Origin of the sequence: Paenibacillus radicis (ex Gao et al. 2016) (genome assembly GCF_014641555.1) — a bacterium.
Classification (GTDB): domain Bacteria; phylum Bacillota; class Bacilli; order Paenibacillales; family Paenibacillaceae; genus Pristimantibacillus; species Pristimantibacillus radicis.
The window spans coordinates 234,547-252,949 of the sequence record NZ_BMHY01000007.1; the positions used below are offsets into that span (position 1 = coordinate 234,547).

Annotated in this window: 20 protein-coding genes; 12 read left to right on the forward strand and 8 right to left on the reverse strand. The window is 52.0% G+C overall.

Annotated features, from left to right (window positions below):
* The 4 genes from IEX98_RS29240 to IEX98_RS18930 form a co-directional block, all read left to right on the forward strand.
* Window positions 1-200: hypothetical protein (locus IEX98_RS29240; RefSeq protein WP_229692255.1), on the forward strand; the 200-nt coding region annotated here is incomplete at its 5' end.
* Between the two features lie 181 nt (window positions 201-381).
* Window positions 382-1,023 (forward strand): class I SAM-dependent DNA methyltransferase, encoded by a 642-nt coding sequence (locus IEX98_RS18920; protein WP_188890751.1) that lies wholly within the window; start codon window positions 382-384, stop codon window positions 1,021-1,023.
* Window positions 1,024-1,038: 15 nt separating this feature from the next.
* Window positions 1,039-1,965, forward strand: a complete 927-nt coding sequence (locus IEX98_RS18925; RefSeq protein WP_188890752.1) for a PLP-dependent cysteine synthase family protein — start codon at window positions 1,039-1,041, stop codon at window positions 1,963-1,965.
* Window positions 1,962-3,098 (forward strand): bifunctional cystathionine gamma-lyase/homocysteine desulfhydrase, encoded by a 1,137-nt coding sequence (locus tag IEX98_RS18930; protein WP_188890753.1) that lies wholly within the window; start codon window positions 1,962-1,964, stop codon window positions 3,096-3,098. The genes IEX98_RS18925 and IEX98_RS18930 overlap by 4 nt, the downstream gene beginning before the upstream one ends.
* 30 nt (window positions 3,099-3,128) lie before the next feature.
* Here IEX98_RS18930 and IEX98_RS18935 read toward each other — a convergent pair whose 3' ends face one another.
* The 4 genes from IEX98_RS18935 to IEX98_RS18950 form a co-directional block, all read right to left on the reverse strand.
* Window positions 3,129-3,803: a hypothetical protein gene (locus IEX98_RS18935; protein WP_188890754.1), complete on the reverse strand. Its 675-nt coding sequence runs from the start codon at window positions 3,801-3,803 to the stop codon at window positions 3,129-3,131.
* Between the two features lie 23 nt (window positions 3,804-3,826).
* Window positions 3,827-5,176, reverse strand: coding sequence for an arsenic transporter (locus IEX98_RS18940; protein ID WP_374705363.1), 1,350 nt, complete (start codon window positions 5,174-5,176; stop codon window positions 3,827-3,829).
* Between the two features lie 48 nt (window positions 5,177-5,224).
* On the reverse strand, window positions 5,225-5,404 hold the full coding sequence (locus IEX98_RS18945) for a hypothetical protein (RefSeq protein WP_188890755.1): 180 nt from the start codon (window positions 5,402-5,404) through the stop codon (window positions 5,225-5,227).
* A gap of 231 nt (window positions 5,405-5,635) precedes the next feature.
* Complete coding sequence (locus IEX98_RS18950) at window positions 5,636-5,968, reverse strand: winged helix-turn-helix transcriptional regulator (RefSeq protein ID WP_188890756.1); 333 nt, start codon at window positions 5,966-5,968, stop codon at window positions 5,636-5,638.
* A 147-nt stretch (window positions 5,969-6,115) separates the two neighbouring features.
* On the opposite strand from IEX98_RS18950, the gene IEX98_RS18955 reads away from it, so the two are divergent.
* The 4 genes from IEX98_RS18955 (at window position 6,116) to IEX98_RS18970 (ending at window position 9,870) form a co-directional block, all read left to right on the forward strand.
* Entirely contained in the window at window positions 6,116-6,880 is a 765-nt protein-coding gene (locus tag IEX98_RS18955) for a DODA-type extradiol aromatic ring-opening family dioxygenase (protein WP_188890757.1), read from the forward strand.
* A 27-nt stretch (window positions 6,881-6,907) separates the two neighbouring features.
* Window positions 6,908-7,657 (forward strand): GTP cyclohydrolase II, encoded by a 750-nt coding sequence (locus IEX98_RS18960; RefSeq protein WP_188890758.1) that lies wholly within the window; start codon window positions 6,908-6,910, stop codon window positions 7,655-7,657.
* Between the two features lie 131 nt (window positions 7,658-7,788).
* Window positions 7,789-8,796: a hypothetical protein gene (locus tag IEX98_RS18965; protein WP_188890759.1), complete on the forward strand. Its 1,008-nt coding sequence runs from the start codon at window positions 7,789-7,791 to the stop codon at window positions 8,794-8,796.
* Between the two features lie 111 nt (window positions 8,797-8,907).
* Window positions 8,908-9,870: an aldolase catalytic domain-containing protein gene (locus IEX98_RS18970; RefSeq protein WP_188890760.1), complete on the forward strand. Its 963-nt coding sequence runs from the start codon at window positions 8,908-8,910 to the stop codon at window positions 9,868-9,870.
* 108 nt (window positions 9,871-9,978) lie between these two features.
* Here the strand turns inward: IEX98_RS18970 and IEX98_RS18975 are convergent, their stop codons facing one another.
* A complete protein-coding gene (locus IEX98_RS18975; RefSeq protein WP_374705365.1) occupies window positions 9,979-10,413 on the reverse strand; it encodes a GNAT family N-acetyltransferase in 435 nt (144 codons plus the stop codon).
* Between the two features lie 70 nt (window positions 10,414-10,483).
* Window positions 10,484-10,786 (reverse strand): hypothetical protein, encoded by a 303-nt coding sequence (locus IEX98_RS18980; protein WP_188890762.1) that lies wholly within the window; start codon window positions 10,784-10,786, stop codon window positions 10,484-10,486.
* 110 nt (window positions 10,787-10,896) lie between these two features.
* Here IEX98_RS18980 and IEX98_RS18985 point away from each other — a divergent pair, with 110 nt between their 5' ends.
* From IEX98_RS18985 to IEX98_RS18995, 3 genes are all read left to right on the forward strand, one after another.
* The gene (locus tag IEX98_RS18985) at window positions 10,897-12,276 is read left to right on the forward strand and encodes a vWA domain-containing protein (protein WP_188890763.1); all 1,380 of its coding nucleotides are present in this window, start codon (window positions 10,897-10,899) and stop codon (window positions 12,274-12,276) included.
* A gap of 655 nt (window positions 12,277-12,931) precedes the next feature.
* Window positions 12,932-14,686 carry a 5-oxoprolinase subunit PxpB gene (pxpB, locus tag IEX98_RS18990; RefSeq protein WP_188890764.1) on the forward strand — a complete coding sequence of 585 codons (1,755 nt, stop codon included), beginning with the start codon at window positions 12,932-12,934 and terminating at the stop codon, window positions 14,684-14,686.
* A gap of 28 nt (window positions 14,687-14,714) precedes the next feature.
* Window positions 14,715-15,485 (forward strand): LamB/YcsF family protein, encoded by a 771-nt coding sequence (locus tag IEX98_RS18995; protein ID WP_229692256.1) that lies wholly within the window; start codon window positions 14,715-14,717, stop codon window positions 15,483-15,485.
* A gap of 73 nt (window positions 15,486-15,558) precedes the next feature.
* On the opposite strand, the gene IEX98_RS19000 is transcribed toward IEX98_RS18995, so the two are convergent.
* Window positions 15,559-15,705, reverse strand: coding sequence for a hypothetical protein (locus IEX98_RS19000; RefSeq protein ID WP_188890766.1), 147 nt, complete (start codon window positions 15,703-15,705; stop codon window positions 15,559-15,561).
* 83 nt (window positions 15,706-15,788) lie between these two features.
* Entirely contained in the window at window positions 15,789-17,534 is a 1,746-nt protein-coding gene (locus tag IEX98_RS19005) for an eCIS core domain-containing protein (protein ID WP_229692257.1), read from the reverse strand.
* Window positions 17,535-17,725: 191 nt separating this feature from the next.
* Between IEX98_RS19005 and IEX98_RS19010 the strand changes: the two genes are divergently transcribed.
* Window positions 17,726-18,403, forward strand: a 678-nt coding sequence (locus IEX98_RS19010) for a sensor histidine kinase (RefSeq protein WP_229692258.1), incomplete at its 3' end; no start/stop codon positions are given.

Here is an 18,403-nt window from a genome sequence, read left to right on the forward strand (position 1 = left end):
TCGAATTTTCGTTCGCCGCGGGGCGAACTGCAATTGCGGACCGGCTGCTTGCAGCGGCGAATCAGGTGCAGACTACCCAGCTTATAATTGGGCAATCGCGACAGACGGTATGGCGTTTTTTGCCGAGCGGCAGTCTGATCCGCCGTTTATTGCGGCTGGCCCGCCATATGGATGTGCTCATTGCGGCAGAGCGGCGTTAATTATAGAAGCTTTGAAGCTTATTGATACGGTACAGCTGCCCATAAAGCCCGTTCGGCTTGGTCTCACCAAGGCGCATTGCCCGGCATACCATAATGCAAGCATCCCGATTGCATATCGCGGCGAAGCGGATAGGGTGAGCCGAGCCAGCGAAAACGAACCCGAAAGGAGCTCGGATAGCCGATGGGCAGAGAGTTTATCGAGTTGTTCGATAATTGGTCGGAGGATTACGATCAGACGGTGGCTGGGCATGACGAGCAATATCGCGAGGTTTTCGAGCATTATGATCATATTTTGCAGACGGTCGCTTCCCGCAGTCAAGGAACGGTCGTTGAGTTTGGCGTTGGAACCGGCAATTTAACGGAAAAGCTGATTGCGCTCGGCAGGCAAGTGTACGGCGTGGAGCCATCCTCCGGCATGCGCGGACAAATCACTAAGCGAGGTCTTGCCTTTACGTTGCTGGACGGGGACTTTATTCAATTTCCGCAGATCGGCGCACCTGTCGATTCCATCGTCAGCACGTATGCGTTTCACCATCTTACAGATGCGGAAAAGGAAGAAGCGATTGCGCTCTATAGTAAACTGCTGAGCAGCGGCGGGAAAATCGTATTCGCAGACACGGTCTACCGCGATGCGGATGAGCGGGAGCTCATCCATGCTTCTGCCCGGGAAGCGGGCTACAACGACCTGCTCTATGATTTGCAGACGGAATATTATACGACGATTGAGGCGCTGCAGGCGATGCTGGAACGCAATGGCTTCAGCGTAACCTTCAATAGGCTTAACCGCTATGTGTGGCTGATCGACGCGACGAAAAACGGTTAATGGAGGAGCTGTCAAATGGCATACTACCGCAACGTCCAGCAAATCGTCGGAAACACGCCGCTCCTCGAGCTTACCCGCTATCCGTTGCCTAACGCAGTCAGGCTGTTTGCCAAACTTGAGTTTTTGAATCCCGGCGGCAGCGTCAAAGACCGCCTTGGCCTGCAATTGCTGGAGCATGCCTTTCATAGCGGCAGCCTTAGACCGGGCGGGACGGTCATTGAGCCAACAGCGGGAAATACAGGCATCGGCTTGGCATTGGCCGCAATCGGCCGTGATGTCTCGGTTATTTTCGTCGTACCCGAGAAATTCAGCATTGAGAAACAGCAGCTGATGAAAGCGCTTGGAGCTGTCGTCGTCAATACGCCAACGGAGCAAGGCATACTTGGCGCGATCCGGAAAGCGGAGGCGTTAGTTGCAGAAATTCCTGGCGGCTACTCGCCGGCCCAGTTTTCGAATCCGGCAAATCCGGCTACGTACTATGAGACGATGGCTCCGGAAATTTGGCGGGATTTGAACGGCGAGTTGGATATCTTTGTAGCCGGAGCAGGTTCAGGCGGCACATTTATGGGTTCAGCGGCTTATTTCAAGGAGCAGAATCCGCATATTCGAACGGTCATTGTAGAGCCGGAAGGGTCGATTCTCGGCGGCGGCAAACCGGGGCCTCATAAGACCGAAGGCATTGGCGTTGAGAAGCTGGCTCCCTTTATGGACACCGCTTATTTCGACGAGGTTCGCACCATCTCGGACGAGGATGCATTTCTGCGGGTGAAGGAGCTTGCTCTGCTGGAAGGGCTGCTTGTCGGCAGTTCTTCTGGCGCTGCGATGCAAGCCGCGCTGCTGGAGGCGGAGAGGGCGGAGCCGGGCAGCCGGATCGTAACGATTTTCCCGGATGGCAGCGACCGTTATCTGAGCAAAAAAATATACGAGGGAGGATCGGAATGAGAAAGCGGACGGAGCTTATTCACGGCGGTATTACCGGCGATCCCCATACCGGCGCAGTCAGCGTTCCTATCTATCAAACGAGCACGTACGAGCAAGAAGACATCGGCGTGCATAAAGGCTATGAATATTCCCGAACCGGCAATCCAACCCGTCATGCGCTGGAGGCACTGATCCGCGATTTGGAGGAGGGCGAGAGAGGGTTCGCCTTTGCATCCGGGATGGCGGCGATTACCGCGGTGCTGATGCTGCTGAGCAGCGGTGATCATCTGCTTGTGAACGACGACGTATACGGCGGTACTTACCGGATTGCGACCAAGGTAACGAACCGGCTTGGTATCGAAGCGAGCTTCGTGGATACCACCGATCTGGCTGCACTGGAGCAGGCGGTTCGTCCTCATACAAAAGCGCTGCTGCTGGAGACGCCGACCAATCCGCTGCTCAAATTATCCGATATTGCTGCGGTGGCCGCATGGGCAAAATCCCGGGGGCTTTTGCTTATCGTCGACAATACGTTCAGCACGCCTTATTGGCAAAATCCGATTCCGCTTGGCGCGGACATCGTCATCCACTCGGCAACCAAATATTTGGGCGGGCATAGCGATGTGGTTGCCGGTCTTGCTGTAGTAAACGACAGTGAACTTGGGGAACGGCTTCATTTTATTCAAAATGCGACAGGCGGCGTGCTTGGACCTCAAGACTCCTGGCTGCTCCTGCGGGGGCTGAAGACGCTGGGCTTGCGGATGGAGGCTCATGAGCAGAATGCGAAGGAGCTGGCAGCTATGCTGTCCGTTCATCCTTCCGTCAGAAGGATTCATTATCCCGGTCTGGAAAGCCATCCCCAGCATGAGCTTGCCCGGCGGCAAGCGCGCGGCTTTGGCGGAATGATCTCGTTTGATGTCGGCAGCGGTGAGAAAGCGGCTGACGTCATTCGCAAGCTGCGCTATTTCACGCTCGCTGAAAGCCTTGGCGCCGTGGAAAGCTTAATCTCGGTTCCGGCCCGGATGACGCATGCTTCCATTCCGAAGGAACGGCGGGAGGCATTAGGCATCTCGGACGGACTGATCCGCATTTCTGCCGGCATCGAAGACAGTGAGGATCTGATCGAGGATCTGGCGAACGGGCTGGCCGACTAGGCGCGAGTGTATAGAGAAAAGAAACCTGCGTCACGGGTTGGACGCAGGCTTCTTCATGATGGCGAGGCATTTAATGTGTTCAGCGTTATAATGGATCGTCTTGCCGTCTGCCGTCTTCAGCTTCAAGAAAGGATAGTCCGATTGCATGAGAATTCCGTATTTATGGGGAGCGAGGCCAAGATCCAGCGCGACGGGGAAGCCTTGCGAGGCAAGCAGCCGGCCGTTGTAAGTTGGCGGAGACTGCTCCTGATCAATCAGCGGCTGAGGATCGGCTGGCGGGAACCAATGCTGATCATCCACTAACGGACTGATCCATTTCAAATGACCGGCAGGAACGATCAGCTTGCCGTTACCTACAGCTTCAAACTCAAAGTAATCTTCATAGACGGCTGTTACGGTTCCGTAAAGGAATTGATGCCGATCCAGCCTTATGAGTGACGGCAAGGATCGGGCATGAGTCAATAGTTGAATCAATGATAACCCGGTTGCAGCGTACCCGTCCGGATGATCGGTACGCTTATTCTCAGAACCGGAGCCGGTCGGCTCCATAAACTGAATATGCTTGGCGGCGATATATTGATAGTGTTGCTCCTGCTTCAGCACAACGGCGTCATATCCGGTATCGACAAGTATGCCGGATTGACTGCCGCAGCCCATCAGCTCGATTATCACCTCGCAGCCAATGAATTTTTTAAATAGGTTCATAGGCACTCTCCTTTCTTATTGGTTTAATGCGCCGGGTAAAGCCAGACTACCCATAGGGCCAATAAAACAAGCGTAAATACGAGCGTAGGCGGAATTACGATTGCTGTTACTTTCACATAATCCTTCCACCCGATTTTGACCTTATACTGTTTGAGGATGTGCATCCAGATAAGGGAAGCCAGCGTGCCGATTGGGAGCAGCAGCGAACCGATATCGCTGCCGATGACGCTGGCCAAATATGCGATTTTCAGCGTAAGAGGATCTAGTCCCATCTGCGTTAGCGTTAGTGTACCGACCATTAACGCAGGATGGTTATTGAACAGTGTGGACATTGCGGATAGAAGTCCGCCCATCATCAGGCTGGCACTCATCAAATCTCCTGACACGAGCGGTTGAAAGATCGAAACGAGTTTCTCAGTGAGTCCGATATTATTCAAGCCGTAAATGATGACGTACATGCCAAAAGCGAAAATAAGAATATGCCAAGGAATTTTTGCAAGGATATCTTTCGGCGGCATTTTTAAATAAATCCATCGCCAGCCTAGCAGCAGCAGTGAGCCTAGAACGGCCACCCACTCGATCGGAATATGCACGTAGGATGCTCCGAATAAGCTTAACCGGACGGCAAACACGAATAGGAGAATGGATTGCATGAACCGGGTCGTATAACGCGGATTAGGTTCTGAATGGAGCGGTCTGCTTAAAGGGTGGCTGCTGCGTATGGATACAGAGCGCGGAATTTGCTTTGGCAGCTGCCGGTAGAAGCAAAGAAAAAGCAGGGTAACGAGAAAGAGCAAGCCAATTGTGGCCGGGACGAACATCATCATCGTATGCATATACAAATCCATATGAACGATTTTGAGTGCGATTAGATTGACGATATTGCTGACGCCAATAGGCGCGCTGGATGCAGTGGCGACTAATGCACCGGATAGCAGGTAGGGGATTTTTTGATGATTTTTAAGTCCCAGATGCTGAAGCATAATGAGAAGTATTGGTGTTGTAATAAGAATGCTGCCGTCATTATTGAAGAAGAGGGTCATGAGAAAACAGATAAGGTTGACGTACCAGAATAACCGGATGCCCGAACCGCGGGCCCGCATGGCAAGTCCTTCAGCGGCCCAGACGAAGAAACCGAAGCTTTCCAGGACGATTGCCATTACAATCGTTGCCATTATCGTAATGGCTGCACCGCTGATCGTCCCGGTAATTTGGAGTAGGTCGGGCCAAGATACGGCGCCGCTAATCAGGACCACGATCGCGCCGAATGTGGCGGGTATCGCTTCATTCAGTCCTCTCGGCCGCCATAAAATAAGGACAATCGTAAAGAGAAACGCAAACAGGGTCAATAGGACCGGAGCGGATAGCAACAAATAAGGATCACCTCAATTTCGATCTGACTGTCTGAATATCTGGAAGTTTTACTCGCCGACGACCGAAGGCTGATGGGCCTCGAATCTCTCTCTGTCGTAGGAGATAGCGGACTGGGCCGCCAATTTGGCGACAGGCTGCTCTGCCGAATTCATCAGTGGGACGGATGGCTTAAGCAAGAGGTACAATGCTAAGCCTGCTAGGGTAATGATTGAAAAGATGATAAGCATGGATGCGGACTCCTTTCATTCAACCTTCATCTGGCTAGCATCTATCACTAGCAGATATTGATAGGATATAAATATGTGCCGGAATGATAGAGAGTGCTGGGCATTTGCTGCAGTGGGCTGGAATTCCGCAGGGCTGCTGCATAGAAGACGCAACAAAAAGAGCTTTCTGGGTGGCGGCCACAAGAAAAAGGCGGCTCAGAAAGCTCTGGCATATGTCGGCTGGAAGCCTTATTATGGACAATTGTGCTCCGGCTGCGGTTCGACCCAATCCTGTGACCATCTTTGAATTTCCCGGACGATCGGCTCTAGCGCGAGCCCCTTCTCGGTTAGGGAATATTCAATGCGGACGGGAATTTCGGGGTAGACCATTCTCGCAACGATGCCTTCATTCTCCAAATCCTTGAAACGTTCGGACAGCAGCCTTCCGCTAATGGGAAGCGCGGCTTGGACAGTGCAAAACCGTTGAGGTCCGGATAATAGCTGATAAATGATTAAGCCGATCCATCGTTTGCCGATAAGGTCCATTCCCTTTTGCAACCGTGGACATAGATCGGTTTGCTCCATTTCAATCACCTCGTTTAAGTCCCATTATTATATCTTTAATATCTATTATATACAAGCAAACTTAAATATTGTCCATAACTTGACGTTACTTAATTTCGAATATATAATTAGTTACTATTAGTAAGTGAAATGAGGGAGGGAGCTTCAATGTCGCCTTTATTTTTAGCGCATGGATCACCGATGCTGGCTGTCGAAGACAATGACTATACTGCTTTTCTACGCGATACTGGAGCGAAGCTGCAGCCCGCTGCGATTGTGATCTTCACCGCGCATTGGGAAACAGATGTTACAACAATCAGCTCGAAAGACGATATATATGATACCATCTATGATTTTCATGGATTTCCGGATGAGTTGTACCAAATGAAATACAACGCGCAAGGCTCTACCCAAATTGCAGAGCTTGTGAGACAATTATTGGAGACGGAAGGCATACCTTCCGGGTTCGATACAGAGCGAGGCTTGGATCACGGTTCCTGGACGATTTTGTCTAAAATGTTCCCGAAAGCCGACATTCCAGTCGTGCAAGTATCCGTCAATCCGTATTTACCCGCGGAAGAACAATATCGCATAGGCAAAGCGCTGCGCGAATTGGCCGGACGCAACATATTATTAATCGGCAGCGGCGTGACCGTGCACAACTTGCGGGCGCTCAGATGGGGTCAGAAGGAAGCGGAGCCTTGGGCCGTCCAATTTGACGATTGGCTGATCGGAAAGCTGGAGCAGCATGCGCTTGAAGATCTGTTTCGTTACGAGAGCCTTGCGCCGAATGCGAAAGTCGCCGTTCCGCGTGCCGAGCATTTTGTACCGTTTTATATTGCGCTGGGCGCCGGTCAACCGGATACTGCGCCGAGAATTATCCATAGAAGCTACGAGATGGGTACGTTAAGCTATCTTTCATTCCAATTCTAAACTTTATACGGCTAAGAAGGTGCAGCAATGAACAAAAAAGACGTTATTTCAGTATTGAAAAATAAGATTCGAACGATCGAAGACCCCGCATATGATCTGCATGTAGTGGGCCCAATTCAGTTGCCGGTAGAACTTGACGGGCAGACCAAAGTGTTTCAATGGTATAGCTGGCTCCGCAAGGAGAAGCGCGAGAACGGCAGCGCTGAAACGGCCGAAGAGCTTATCGAAAGCTTGAACGATTTCCATTATGCCGATTTGCAGCAGTCCAGTGTACTCGTATACGGCGATTTCGAGCATAGTCCCGAAGCGCTGATCCGGATGCACAGCATTTGCCACACCGGTGATATATTCGGCAGCCAGCGCTGCGATTGCGGCTTTCAATTGAAGCAGTCGATGCGGATGATTACCGAGCATGGCGCCGGGGCGCTGTTCTATCTGGCGAATCACGAGGGCCGGGGCATCGGTTTGTTCAGCAAAGCGATGGCTTACTTGCTTCAAGAGGAAGGTCTCGATACGGTAGAAGCCAATGTTGCGCTTGGTTTCGCGGATGATTCCCGAAACTACGATGAGGCGATTGCGGTGCTGAAGCTTTTGCGTGAAGCGCCTGTTTCCCTCATTACGAACAATCCCCGCAAGGTGGATGCCATGCGCAAAGCGGGAATGAACATTAGCTCCCGTTTGCCGCTTTGGGGCGAGGCGACCGTATATAATCAGAAGTATTTATCCACAAAAATTGCTAAATCCGGCCATTTCGAGCGAATTTTAGCCAATAAGTGAGTGAAAACCGGGGATTCCCCGGTTTTTTTTGTTGTTTCGACCATTTGGCAGCGAAACTTCCTAACAACTAATTCGTCTAATGGTTATGTTCAACTTGGCATACACTAGGAAGACGGAAGGTTGGGTGGACGATGGGCAAACGACAAAGCGCCGGATTTATTTACCGGCTTGCAGCTTTGATCACTATAGCAGTAGTCATAATCGCAGTAGCCGCAGCATGCGGGAAGAAAGAGGAGAACGACGGACTCCAGCAGGGCGGGAACGCCAAAGAAGCGGCTTCGAAGAAGGAGGGAGAGGGGCAGGATGACCTGCTCAACAAATTCCGTGCTACAGTGAAGCAGGCCAAGGAAGCGGCCGATATCGTCTCCTTTTTGAATGAAAATATGGGCAAGGCCGGCCAAGCGAACGCGGATATCATGATTCGTGAATTAAATGCGTTCTATCAGACGGACCTCCCTCGGACGCAGGAGCAGTTTTATCAGCCGAATGTGCAGGAGATTTTGCTTGCGAGCGAGCAGCCGATTACGGCAGCAAATGCGGCTTCGTTTGAAGATAAAGCTGTGAGGCAGCTCGTAGTAACGAAGCTGTCCGGCGGTTATCGTCTGGAACAAGCCGAAGGAACGATTTTTCCAATCGTTGATTATGCGATGCAGCAGAAGTTCAGCGCCTATTTATCGGATGCCTTAAAGCAATATGTGGCGTTGAAGGCGGTGGAGTCAAGCAAGCCAGCAGCCAAGGACGCCGGTTTGGTCATTTCATGGGACGAGCTTGCGGAGCGGGCTGTAATGGCGGAAACCTTCGTTTCTGATTATCCGGATTCCCCGGAGCGTGCCGAGGTGCTGCAGCTATATACGGATAGTTATTTGTCGATGTATATTTACGGACTGAACAATACGCCCATATTCGACTATGATACTTACAAGCTGAAGCCCGAAACGAAAGCCAGCTATGAGAAGCTGCAGGCAAACCATCCGAATACAGTGACGGCCGAAACGGTGAAGCGTTTCCTTGAAGTGCTTGCCGGAACGGGGGGACGGGTTTATGAAAATAAGGAAGGGATGCAGACCAAAATCGCAGCCGTACAGCGATTCCACGAGCGCTTTCAAGCGGATGCCAGATCCCAGCTGGAATCGGAGTAGCAGGCGGGTTTAAGACCAAAAAACGACAAAATTATTTTGCGTTATTGTTTTTTTTCAAGTATGATGGGTGTTAAAAGCCATTGAGATCCAAGGACGAGAAGGAGTAAGCGCATGAATTCGAAAACTAGCCATTGTAAGATTGTAGATTGCACTGTTCGCGACGGCGGACTCGTTAACAATTGGGATTTCAGCGTTGAGTTCGTTCAACATTTGTACGCTTCGTTGAATGAAGCAGGCGTCGATTATATGGAAATCGGCTACAAAAACTCGCCTAAGCTGCTGAAGGGCGCCGAATCGGCAGGTCCTTGGCGTTTTCTGGATGACAACTTCCTGAAAGAAGTTATTCCGAACAAAGGCAACACGAAGCTGTCCGCATTGGTCGATATCGGCCGTGTTGACGAGAATGACATTTTGCCGCGCAGCGAAAGCCTGCTGGACCTTATTCGAGTTGCTTGCTACATTCAAGACGTAGACAAAGCGCTCGAACTGGTTAAAGTGTTCCATGACAGAGGTTATGAAACGACGCTTAACATTATGGCGCTTTCCAACGTAATGGATAACCAGCTGCTTGAAGCTTTCGAACTGATTGCAGCCAGCGTCGTTGACGTTGTCTACATCGTAGACTCCTACGGCAGCCTGAAGCCTAATGATTTCAGCTACCTGGTGGACAAGTTCCGCACGCATTTGCCGAACAAACGCCTCGGCGTTCATACGCATAACAACATGCAGCTTGCATTCGCCAATACGCTGATCGCTGCGGAGAACGGCGTTGAGCTGCTTGACGCTTCCGTATATGGCATGGGCCGCGCAGCAGGCAACTGCAACACGGAGCTGCTTGTTGCTGATCTGAAAAACCCGAAATACAACGTACGTCCTGTTCTCGACATGATCGAGAAATACATGATTCCGCTTCGCGAGAAAGAAGAGTGGGGCTACATCATTCCGTACATGATTACGGGCATTTTGGATGAGCACCCTCGTTCCGCTATGGCGCTGCGTGATTCCGAAGACAAAGACAAATGCGTAGAATTCTACGACCGTCTGACGACGCCGGAAATTGCACACAGCAAATAATTGAAACATAAAATGGAATAGACGAATATGAAAAAGCTCCTCCGCCTGCTTGCTGCTGCAATAGGCGGAGGAGCTTTTTGCTGTAGTATGGTTGAGCTCACCCGGATACTAGTTCAACGTTTTGATCATCGTGACGTGGGGAATGCCTTCCTCCATGAAAATATCGGAGACAGTCTCATACCCCAGTCTTGCATAGAAGGCTTCGGCATGCGTCTGGCCATTCAGCTTCGCTTGTGTCAGCCCCATTTCCTTCGCTTCCGCTTCCAGTGCCTCCGTAATGGATTTGCCAAGGCCATGTCCCCGATGGGAGGCAAGCACGCAGATCCGCTCGAGTTTGGCGACTCCATTTACCGGTCTTACCCGGCCTGTAGCGGCAGGTTGTCCATCAAAGAGTACTAATACATGATGGGTTGCCGAGCCGATTTCATCAAATTCATCGTATTCTTTATCTCCATCTACGCCTTGCTCATCAACAAAAACCTGCTTCCGGATTTGAAACGCGGCAGCCCGGTCCTCTTCGTTACTAATCATTCTCGCTGTAATTGCCATGCAGTCCATCATCCTTTTTTTCAGGTTATTTCGCTTTGCTATTCCAGTAAAGCTTGCAGCTATCCTATCCTTCCAGCAGCAAGCCGTCACCGCGTATCGCAGCTGCCTGATGCAGCTCGTTCGGGTGCAAATAGGCGGTGCCTTCAAAGAGCCTTCCGTCTCGGGCTACCGCTCTCAGATAAATTTGAATATCTTCGCTTTGTCCAAACCATCCGAGCAGCTCCCTGTCCGTAATGCCGTCAGCATTTGCATACCAAAGCCGAGATCCATAATCGGATACGATTACGAGCTCGGCGCTTGCAAAGGACAATTGTTCCGAGCGTGCTCCAAATTCGATCGTAATTGCTGCTAATTCAATCGTTTCCATCTTCGCTAACCTCCAATGCCTGATTCGATTTTAATGCGAGGGCTTATTTAATGCAACAAATGACAGCCGTTCTTCGTTAATATGGGAAAAGATAGAGGGGGTAGAAAAAAATGTTCATTTCTGCTATCTATACCGTTTGGAGGCATCGAAAGGCCGTCAGCTTTGCGCTGCTTGCTGCGATGCTTATTTTTATGTCAGCCTGCTCCAGCGAAAATAACGCCTCCAATTCTTCTGGCCGTAATACAGAAGCAGATTCGGCGACAGCATACAAGAGCGAGGACTCATCCGCCCCGCGCAAGGAGGCTCTGGATAAGGCGGCTTCCGAGCCAAAGCCGGACAGGGACCGTGGTGAAAACGAGAGACGGCGCGGCACGCAGCAGAATGAAGTGCAGGTGCAAGCAGGCCAGCTTACGGCTGGTGAATGGGATGATCTTGCTGCATGGGGGCCATTTGGTAATTTATTGAACAGCCGGGAAGGCGATGAGAACCGGGCCTACTGGCGTTTCCGTTCGTTTGACCGTCTTGAAGTGGAAGTGACTGCGAGCGGCCGGGCGGTAGCTGATGCGACCGTTCGTTTGAAGGGACAACAGCATAAAGAATGGACGGCCAAGACGAATGCGGCAGGCAAAGCCTATTTATTTGCCGGACTATTCGATAGCGGACGAAGTGAAAACCGCAAACGAATGGAGGACAAAAAAGAGGCCGGCAACAATAGGGCTGCCAGCAGCTTTGCCAATGACGGAGGTCTATATGAGGTTGAGGTCAGCCATGGCAACTTAAGCAAAAAAATGAAAAATATCCGATTGTCCGAGCAGGGCTCGCTGAAGGTGAGTCTAGACGGGGAGCCGGAAAAGTCCAATAAGCTGGACATTATGTTCGTGATCGATTCGACAGGCTCGATGCAGGATGAGCTCGACTATTTAGCTGCAGAGCTGAAGGATGTGGTAGGCCGGGTGAGTAAGGAGCATGCCAATCAGCTAGCGATTCGTATCAGCACTAACTTTTACCGCGACATTCATGATGATTACGTTGTAAAGCCGTTTCCATTCACGAACAATATCGACAAAGCGATCGGGCAAATTGCCTCGCAAAAAGCGAAGGGCGGCGGCGACTATCCGGAGGCGGTAGAACAAGCGCTGCGTGACGCTGTGCGCGAGCATGACTGGAGCGATGAGGCCAGAGCCCGTCTCATGTTCCTCGTGCTGGATGCTCCGCCGCATCATGAATCACAAATTATTGATGAGCTGCAGGATCTTATTGGCGAAGCAGCTTCGCAAGGCATTAGAATTATCCCGGTCGTATCAAGCGGAACGGATGTGCAGACGGAATATTTAATGCGCTTTATGGCGGTATCTACGGGAGGCACCTATTTGTTTCTGACGGATGACAGCGGCATCGGCGGGGAGCATTTGGAGCCGGCAGCGGGCGAATACGAAGTGAAGCTGCTGAATGATTTGCTTGTTGAGACGATTAACCGTTACGTCCAGTAATGAGGTGAGTCCGGGGGACAGGAGAAGGGTTAACGCCCTTGTTAAGCGTTGTAGCCAAACTGATGGGAAATTCTCTCGGCAAGACTTTACGGAGAACGAACCAAACGGCAAAATCGTCAAAGCAGTATGTAAACGAATCAATCGGTAAAATCGTCAAAACTGTAGCGAAAACGGATCAATCAGCAAAATCGTCAAAACTGTAGTGAAAACGGATCCAAATGTATATCTGCATGTTGGAAGCCCGATTTTCGGTGATTTATCGCGTCAAAATGCAAATGTGCATTTTAATTGGCTTAAATAGGCGAAATCGAGCAAATTCGGACGATTCCAAATGTACTTTTACATTTTGAACGCTCATATGGATCTTTTAACGCCAATCAGCCTGCACTTTTGCATTTTGTTTCTGGTTTGGCACAGGGAGGCTAGGGGAGTTTATGCAGGGTCCTACTGTATAGCTGGATCATGATCTGACTTGTAACCTGGCTGAGTAATAGTACAGCTTCTCGGAATGCTGAAGATGATTGCCCGTTTTGATGCTAGTGCGGTAACGCCCTTTAGCGGCGTTGCCGCTTTTTTGTTGTTCGGGCAGCAGTAGCGGCGGCCGCTTGTTTCTTTTAGAATGGGTAATAGACAGTAAGCGGTGGAGGTGTGAGTCATGCAGTATGAATTATTGCCGCTAGGCGATCGTGCGATCGTACTGCGATTGTCGCAAAATAAAGGCACTGAGGAATGGCGGGCAATGGCTGCTGTGGCTGCAGCCGTGGAAAGGGAGGCGTCTACGTGGATCATGGACGCCGTTCCGGCTTACGATACGGTGACGGTCATTTATGATCCATCACGGCTCCTTGCACTGGCAAATCCGCTGGAAGGGGAGACGGCTTACTCTTTGGCGGAACGGCTTCTGCATAAGCTTATCGACAGCCGGACAGGCAGTGATTGGAATCGCGAGCATCCGTTCCAAACGATTGAAATTCCCGTCTGCTACGGCGGCGAGCATGGGCCGGATTTAAAAGAAGCAGCGGAAAGATCGGGGCTATCGGCGCAGCAATTTGTTGAACGTCACGCAGCCGCTCCATATACAGTGGCGATGATTGGATTTATGCCGGGTTTTCCTTATTTGAGCGGACTGCCAGAGCAGCTGGCACAGCCAAGGAAAGCAGTGCCTAGGGCGGCTGTACCTGCCGGCTCTGTTGGCATTGCCGGCGGGCAGACAGGGATTTATCCGCAATCAACGCCTGGCGGGTGGCAGCTGATCGGCAGGACGGCGGTCAAGTTGTACGATATCGACCGGGAGCCTCCCGTCTTGTTGAAGGCTGGTGACCGCGTTCGCTTTGTGCCAGCAGACCGGTTGGAAGAGGAAGAGAAGGCAGCTGACAATGGGGAGATTCTAATGAAGCAGGACGAGCTTGCCGAGAGTGACTTCCGTCCTTTTGCAGCGATCGAGCGTCCGGGCATGTGGACAGCGATACAGCATGGGGGAGAAGCAGGCCTTCGCGCTTACGGAATTCCAGCGGGTGGCGCGATGGACAGGTATGCGCTGCGGGTAGCTAATTTACTGGTAGGCAATGATACTTCAGCAGCGGGCTTGGAACTGACGTTAGCCGGACCGGAGCTGGTATTCAGCGCCGATCAATTAATTACTATCTGCGGAGCGCCAATGTCGCCAACGATAGATGGCGAAGAGCTGCCGATGTGGCGGCCCGTATGGGTGAGGAGCGGTGCGGTGCTCCGCTTCGGCCACGCAAGCAGCGGATGCCGCGCTTATGTAGCGGCGGCCGGGGGCTTGGAAGGGCGGCGAGCGACTGTTGGCCGCCGTCTTGCTGCAGGCGATCGCGTGCCGATGCAAGGCGGCGCGGAGCTTTCACGCTGGGCCGCCGCTTGGGCAGCGGCGCTGGCAGAGAAGGCAGGCAGCCGGAATTGGGCGGCCGCCTCCTGGTTTGCGCAGCCGAGTGTATACGGCGGCGGAGCTAGTGAAGCCGGCATCGTGCTGCGGGCGATGCCGGGCAGTGAATACGGGCAGTTTAGCGAAGCTGCCCGTGAGCTGTTCTTCCGGGAGCGGTATCGGGTCGCTCCCGCCTCGAACCGGATGGGGTGCCGCTTGGAGGGCGCCCCGCTGGAGAGACTCGCCCGTGGCGAGCTGCTGTCGCACGGCGTTACGCCTGGCACCGTGCAGGTGCCGCAGGGCGGTGCTCCTATCGTGCTGGCCGCCGACTGCCAAACGACCGGCGGCTATCCGAAAATCGCGCATGTCGCAACCATCGACATGCCGCTGCTGGCACAAGCCCGTCCCGGCGACTGGCTGACCTTCAAGCGTATTACGCTTGAAGAAGCGCAGCTGCTTGATCTGGAGGGCGAGCGGGAGCTGCAACTGCTTGCGGCTAGCATCCGCAGCCGGCTGCCGCTCCCATGAGACCGGAAGCGAAGGGAGTAAGATGATAGTGAATGGAAAGTCCATTGATTTGAATTGTGATTTTGGAGAAGGGTACGGAGCGTACACTTTCGGTCAGGATGCCGAATTGCTGCAATACGTTACCAGCGTGAACATTGCCTGCGGCTTTCACGCGGGCGATCCACATACGATGCGCCGGGCAGTAGAAATGTCTCTGGCAGCGGGGACAGCAATTGGCGCCCATCCCGGACTGCCTGATCGCCTTGGCTTCGGAAGAAGGGAAATGGCGATAACCGCTGAGGAAGCCTATGATTTTACCGTTTATCAGATCGGTGCTCTATCTGCATTTGTACGCGCGGCTGGAGGAAGGCTTCAGCATGTTAAGCCGCATGGCGCCTTATATCATATGGCGAACAGCAATTCTGCCATTGCGGAAGCGATTGTCAGGGCAGCTTCAGCAGCAGGGGAATCGCTTATGGTATATGGACAGTCTGGCAGTCTGCTGCTGGAAGTGGCAAGAAGGGAAGGACTGGCCTTCGCTTCGGAAGTATTCGCGGACCGCGCTTACGAACGCGATGGAAGCCTTATGTCCCGAAACAAGCCAGGCGCGCTAATCACTGATGAGGAGCAGGCTGCTGCACAAGCGGTTGCCATGGTGAAGAACGGCCATGCAGTAACCATTGATGGACAAAGAGCCCCCATTCAGGCGGACACGATATGCCTGCACGGCGACGGGCCCCATGCCGTCCAATTTGCTTCACGGATTCGCGAAGCCTTGATTAAGGCGGATATTCGAGTAGAAGCGCTGGGCAAGAAATGAATACCGCTAACACATTGCAAAAAGAAATAGCCTTCAAATCCGCAACGTACTGCGGATTTGAAGGCTATTTTCGTTAAGACTCCTCAGGCTCCGATTCATAGGCAATTAAAGAGATCGGGGAGCCGATCTGTTCGGTTAACTTCTGCTCCAGCTTGCGAATTGCTTCAAGCGCATCTGCCCGGTCCCCTAGCTCGGCGATTTTGAAGCTGCTGTCCAGCATGCCGCCACTCCTCCTTCGTCCGCTTGTTCTTCTCATCATTTACGCAATGGGAGGTTCTTATACGGCGAAAGAAGGCAGAGCAATCAGGCTTGCAACAGGGATGGCGTGATTCCGTATCCCAGTCCTGAATCCTGGGGAGCGATGGATTTCAGCTCGATCGCTAAGGAAAGCTCGTCGCTGTCATCTACAAAGGGATCAATTGTTCCTTGGAAAAACAACATATTGATATACTCATTGATCATAATTGATTTCTCACTGTTGATGCTGTCGTCTATGAACGGCAGGTCCAATTTTCTATTGATCAGCATATCGATTTCTGGCTGAATAAGCTGTTTGGTAATGACCGTGAAGGGATTGGTCTTCCAGAAGGTATTGATCGCTTCAATTTTTCCTGCAAAGGTCGGAATATAATGCCGGTCATAAATGTGCTTCCAGCATTTAACTGGAATTGACACGGATACGGATACGTTTCTTACCCGGTGATCGATATCGACTGCCTGTTTATTTTTTTTCTGTTTTTCTATTTTTCTTTTGGTAAAGATGGGAACCGTAATATCCCAGTCAAAGCTTACCGGCGCCAGGTTTGGAGGATAATTGCCTTTGTCCCGGCCGAGCTCAGCGGGCTTGGCGTCTAACCATTCAGCAGACACCCGTTTGACTTTCTTTTCAGCCGTATCCTCATCCGGCTTGTAATCGTACCAGATGGCGGGATCAAATACAGGTGCAGTTCCTTTGCTGATTTCTGTCAGACAGTCAGCGATCGCTTCCAGTACTGCTGCAATGGCGGTATCCAGCCCTTCGTCATAGCTGTCGATGGCTTCTTGATGATTCAACACCGGCAGCAATGCGAGCTTGCGGATCTGAGTGTCCAGTTCCAGGATGGATGCGCTTCGCTGGGTTTGAACGGATTTCTTGCCAGCCATCACCATTTGCGGATCGAAGCCGGAGCCCGGGTTGCCAGTTGTAAGCTGGTAGCCGGGGGTTATATTGTTTTTCAAATTCAGCAGTGTGTTTTTTAACTCGCTTTCCCCCTCCTCGGGTTTGGCTGCATCGCTGAACTTTGTGTATGCGGCTTTTGTCAGTACGTATTGAGTAGCACTCGGTTGAACCATCTCACCGATACTGTCTGCAGTTGCCGCCAGCTTCTTCATCATATCCTGAGAGACGGAATGATCCAGCTGCATATTGGCGTTGCCCGATGCTGTGCGTGATTTTTTTAACCGATCAAGGTTGTCATCGTTCGCTCCTGTGAACAGCTGCGCGGAGCCGGACGGGGCAGGGACATCGGCGAGCTCCCGCGAAGAGACGCCTGTTCCGCTTCTGGCGGCTGAAGCCCCCATGCGGTCCGCTTCGCTTTCGAGAGACGGATTATCGTTCACATCAACATCGCCCATCTGGGTAGTGGGCTTTACCCGACCTTGTTTCTGCTGGACAACATGCCAGGCTTCATGGGGCAAGTGCTTCTCTTGGCCCGGAGCGACATGGATTTGACTGCCTTGAGCGTAGGCCAGCGCGTTGAGCTGCGAAGGCTTGGAAGAATTATAGTGAACCTGGACATCGTCCATAGACATGCCGGAGAGCTGCTCCACGCCTGATTTCAACTGATCCGGCAAGCCTGTCCGGTTGGGCGTGGCCTGCGGCGGAAGCGCTGATGCGGAGTCCTGAGTTTGCATCAGCTGTGCAACGGCACGGTTGCCGGCCGTTTGCTGAAGCTGTGCGATCCGGGAGGAAGACATAGGGACGGCTGCCCCGTTTGACGAAGTTTTTTTCTGAATAACCGGACCCGCCTGCTGCGAGGCTTTCTGTTTTTTCGATATTCGCTGATGCAAAACAAATCCTCCCTTTCCCTTTGCTAAATGCGCCTGATGATACGTTAAAAAATACTTGTCTCATTGTAGCATAGAATGGATAAAAATGGCTTAAATTCATTGAGGCAACTGTCACAATACCGTAATTGTTCTTTCCCAATGGGTCTAGTACACTGGAGGGTAATAATGGGGAAGCGGCAGGAGGAGCATGCATGTCTTATAAGTGGCTGAAATTTCTTATTTTGTGGATCCCCACGGTAACAATCGGGCTGTGGGAGTATACCCGTCATGCTTTTTTACTGGAATATATATCGATGGATCTCGGCAATCTGCTGGCTCCGCTTCTCGTGTTGATTGTGACGCTGACGTTATTGCGGGGACTCTTCGCGAAGCTGGAGCAGACACAGGAAGCGCTGCAGCGCGAGCGATTGATGAAAGCTTCGCTGGAGCAGCGGGAGCAGCTGGGGCGCGAGCTGCATGACGGCATTTCGCAGTCGCTGTTTCTGCTGTCGGTACAGATGGATCGTCTGGAGCATGCGGAATCGGAGGAAGCGGCGCTGCAAAAAAGGGAGCAAATCCGCGGCACTATAAAGCATGTCTATGAGGATGTGAGGCAGTCGATCGCCAATTTGCAGTCGATTCCCGCGGCGGACGACGTTTCTTGGAATCAGGCGATCCATACGCTTGCGGAGGAGATGCGGCAGACGAGCGGGATGAAGGTCGTTATCGATTGGCGGCTCAGTGAAGGGCTGCTGTCGAGCAAGAACAAAATCGAGCTGCTGGCCATTATAAGAGAAGCGTTAATGAATATCCGCAAGCATGCGAATGCGAGCATTGCCAGCGTCATTTGCACCGAAGCTGCAGGACAGAAGTATGGGGACGGCAGTACC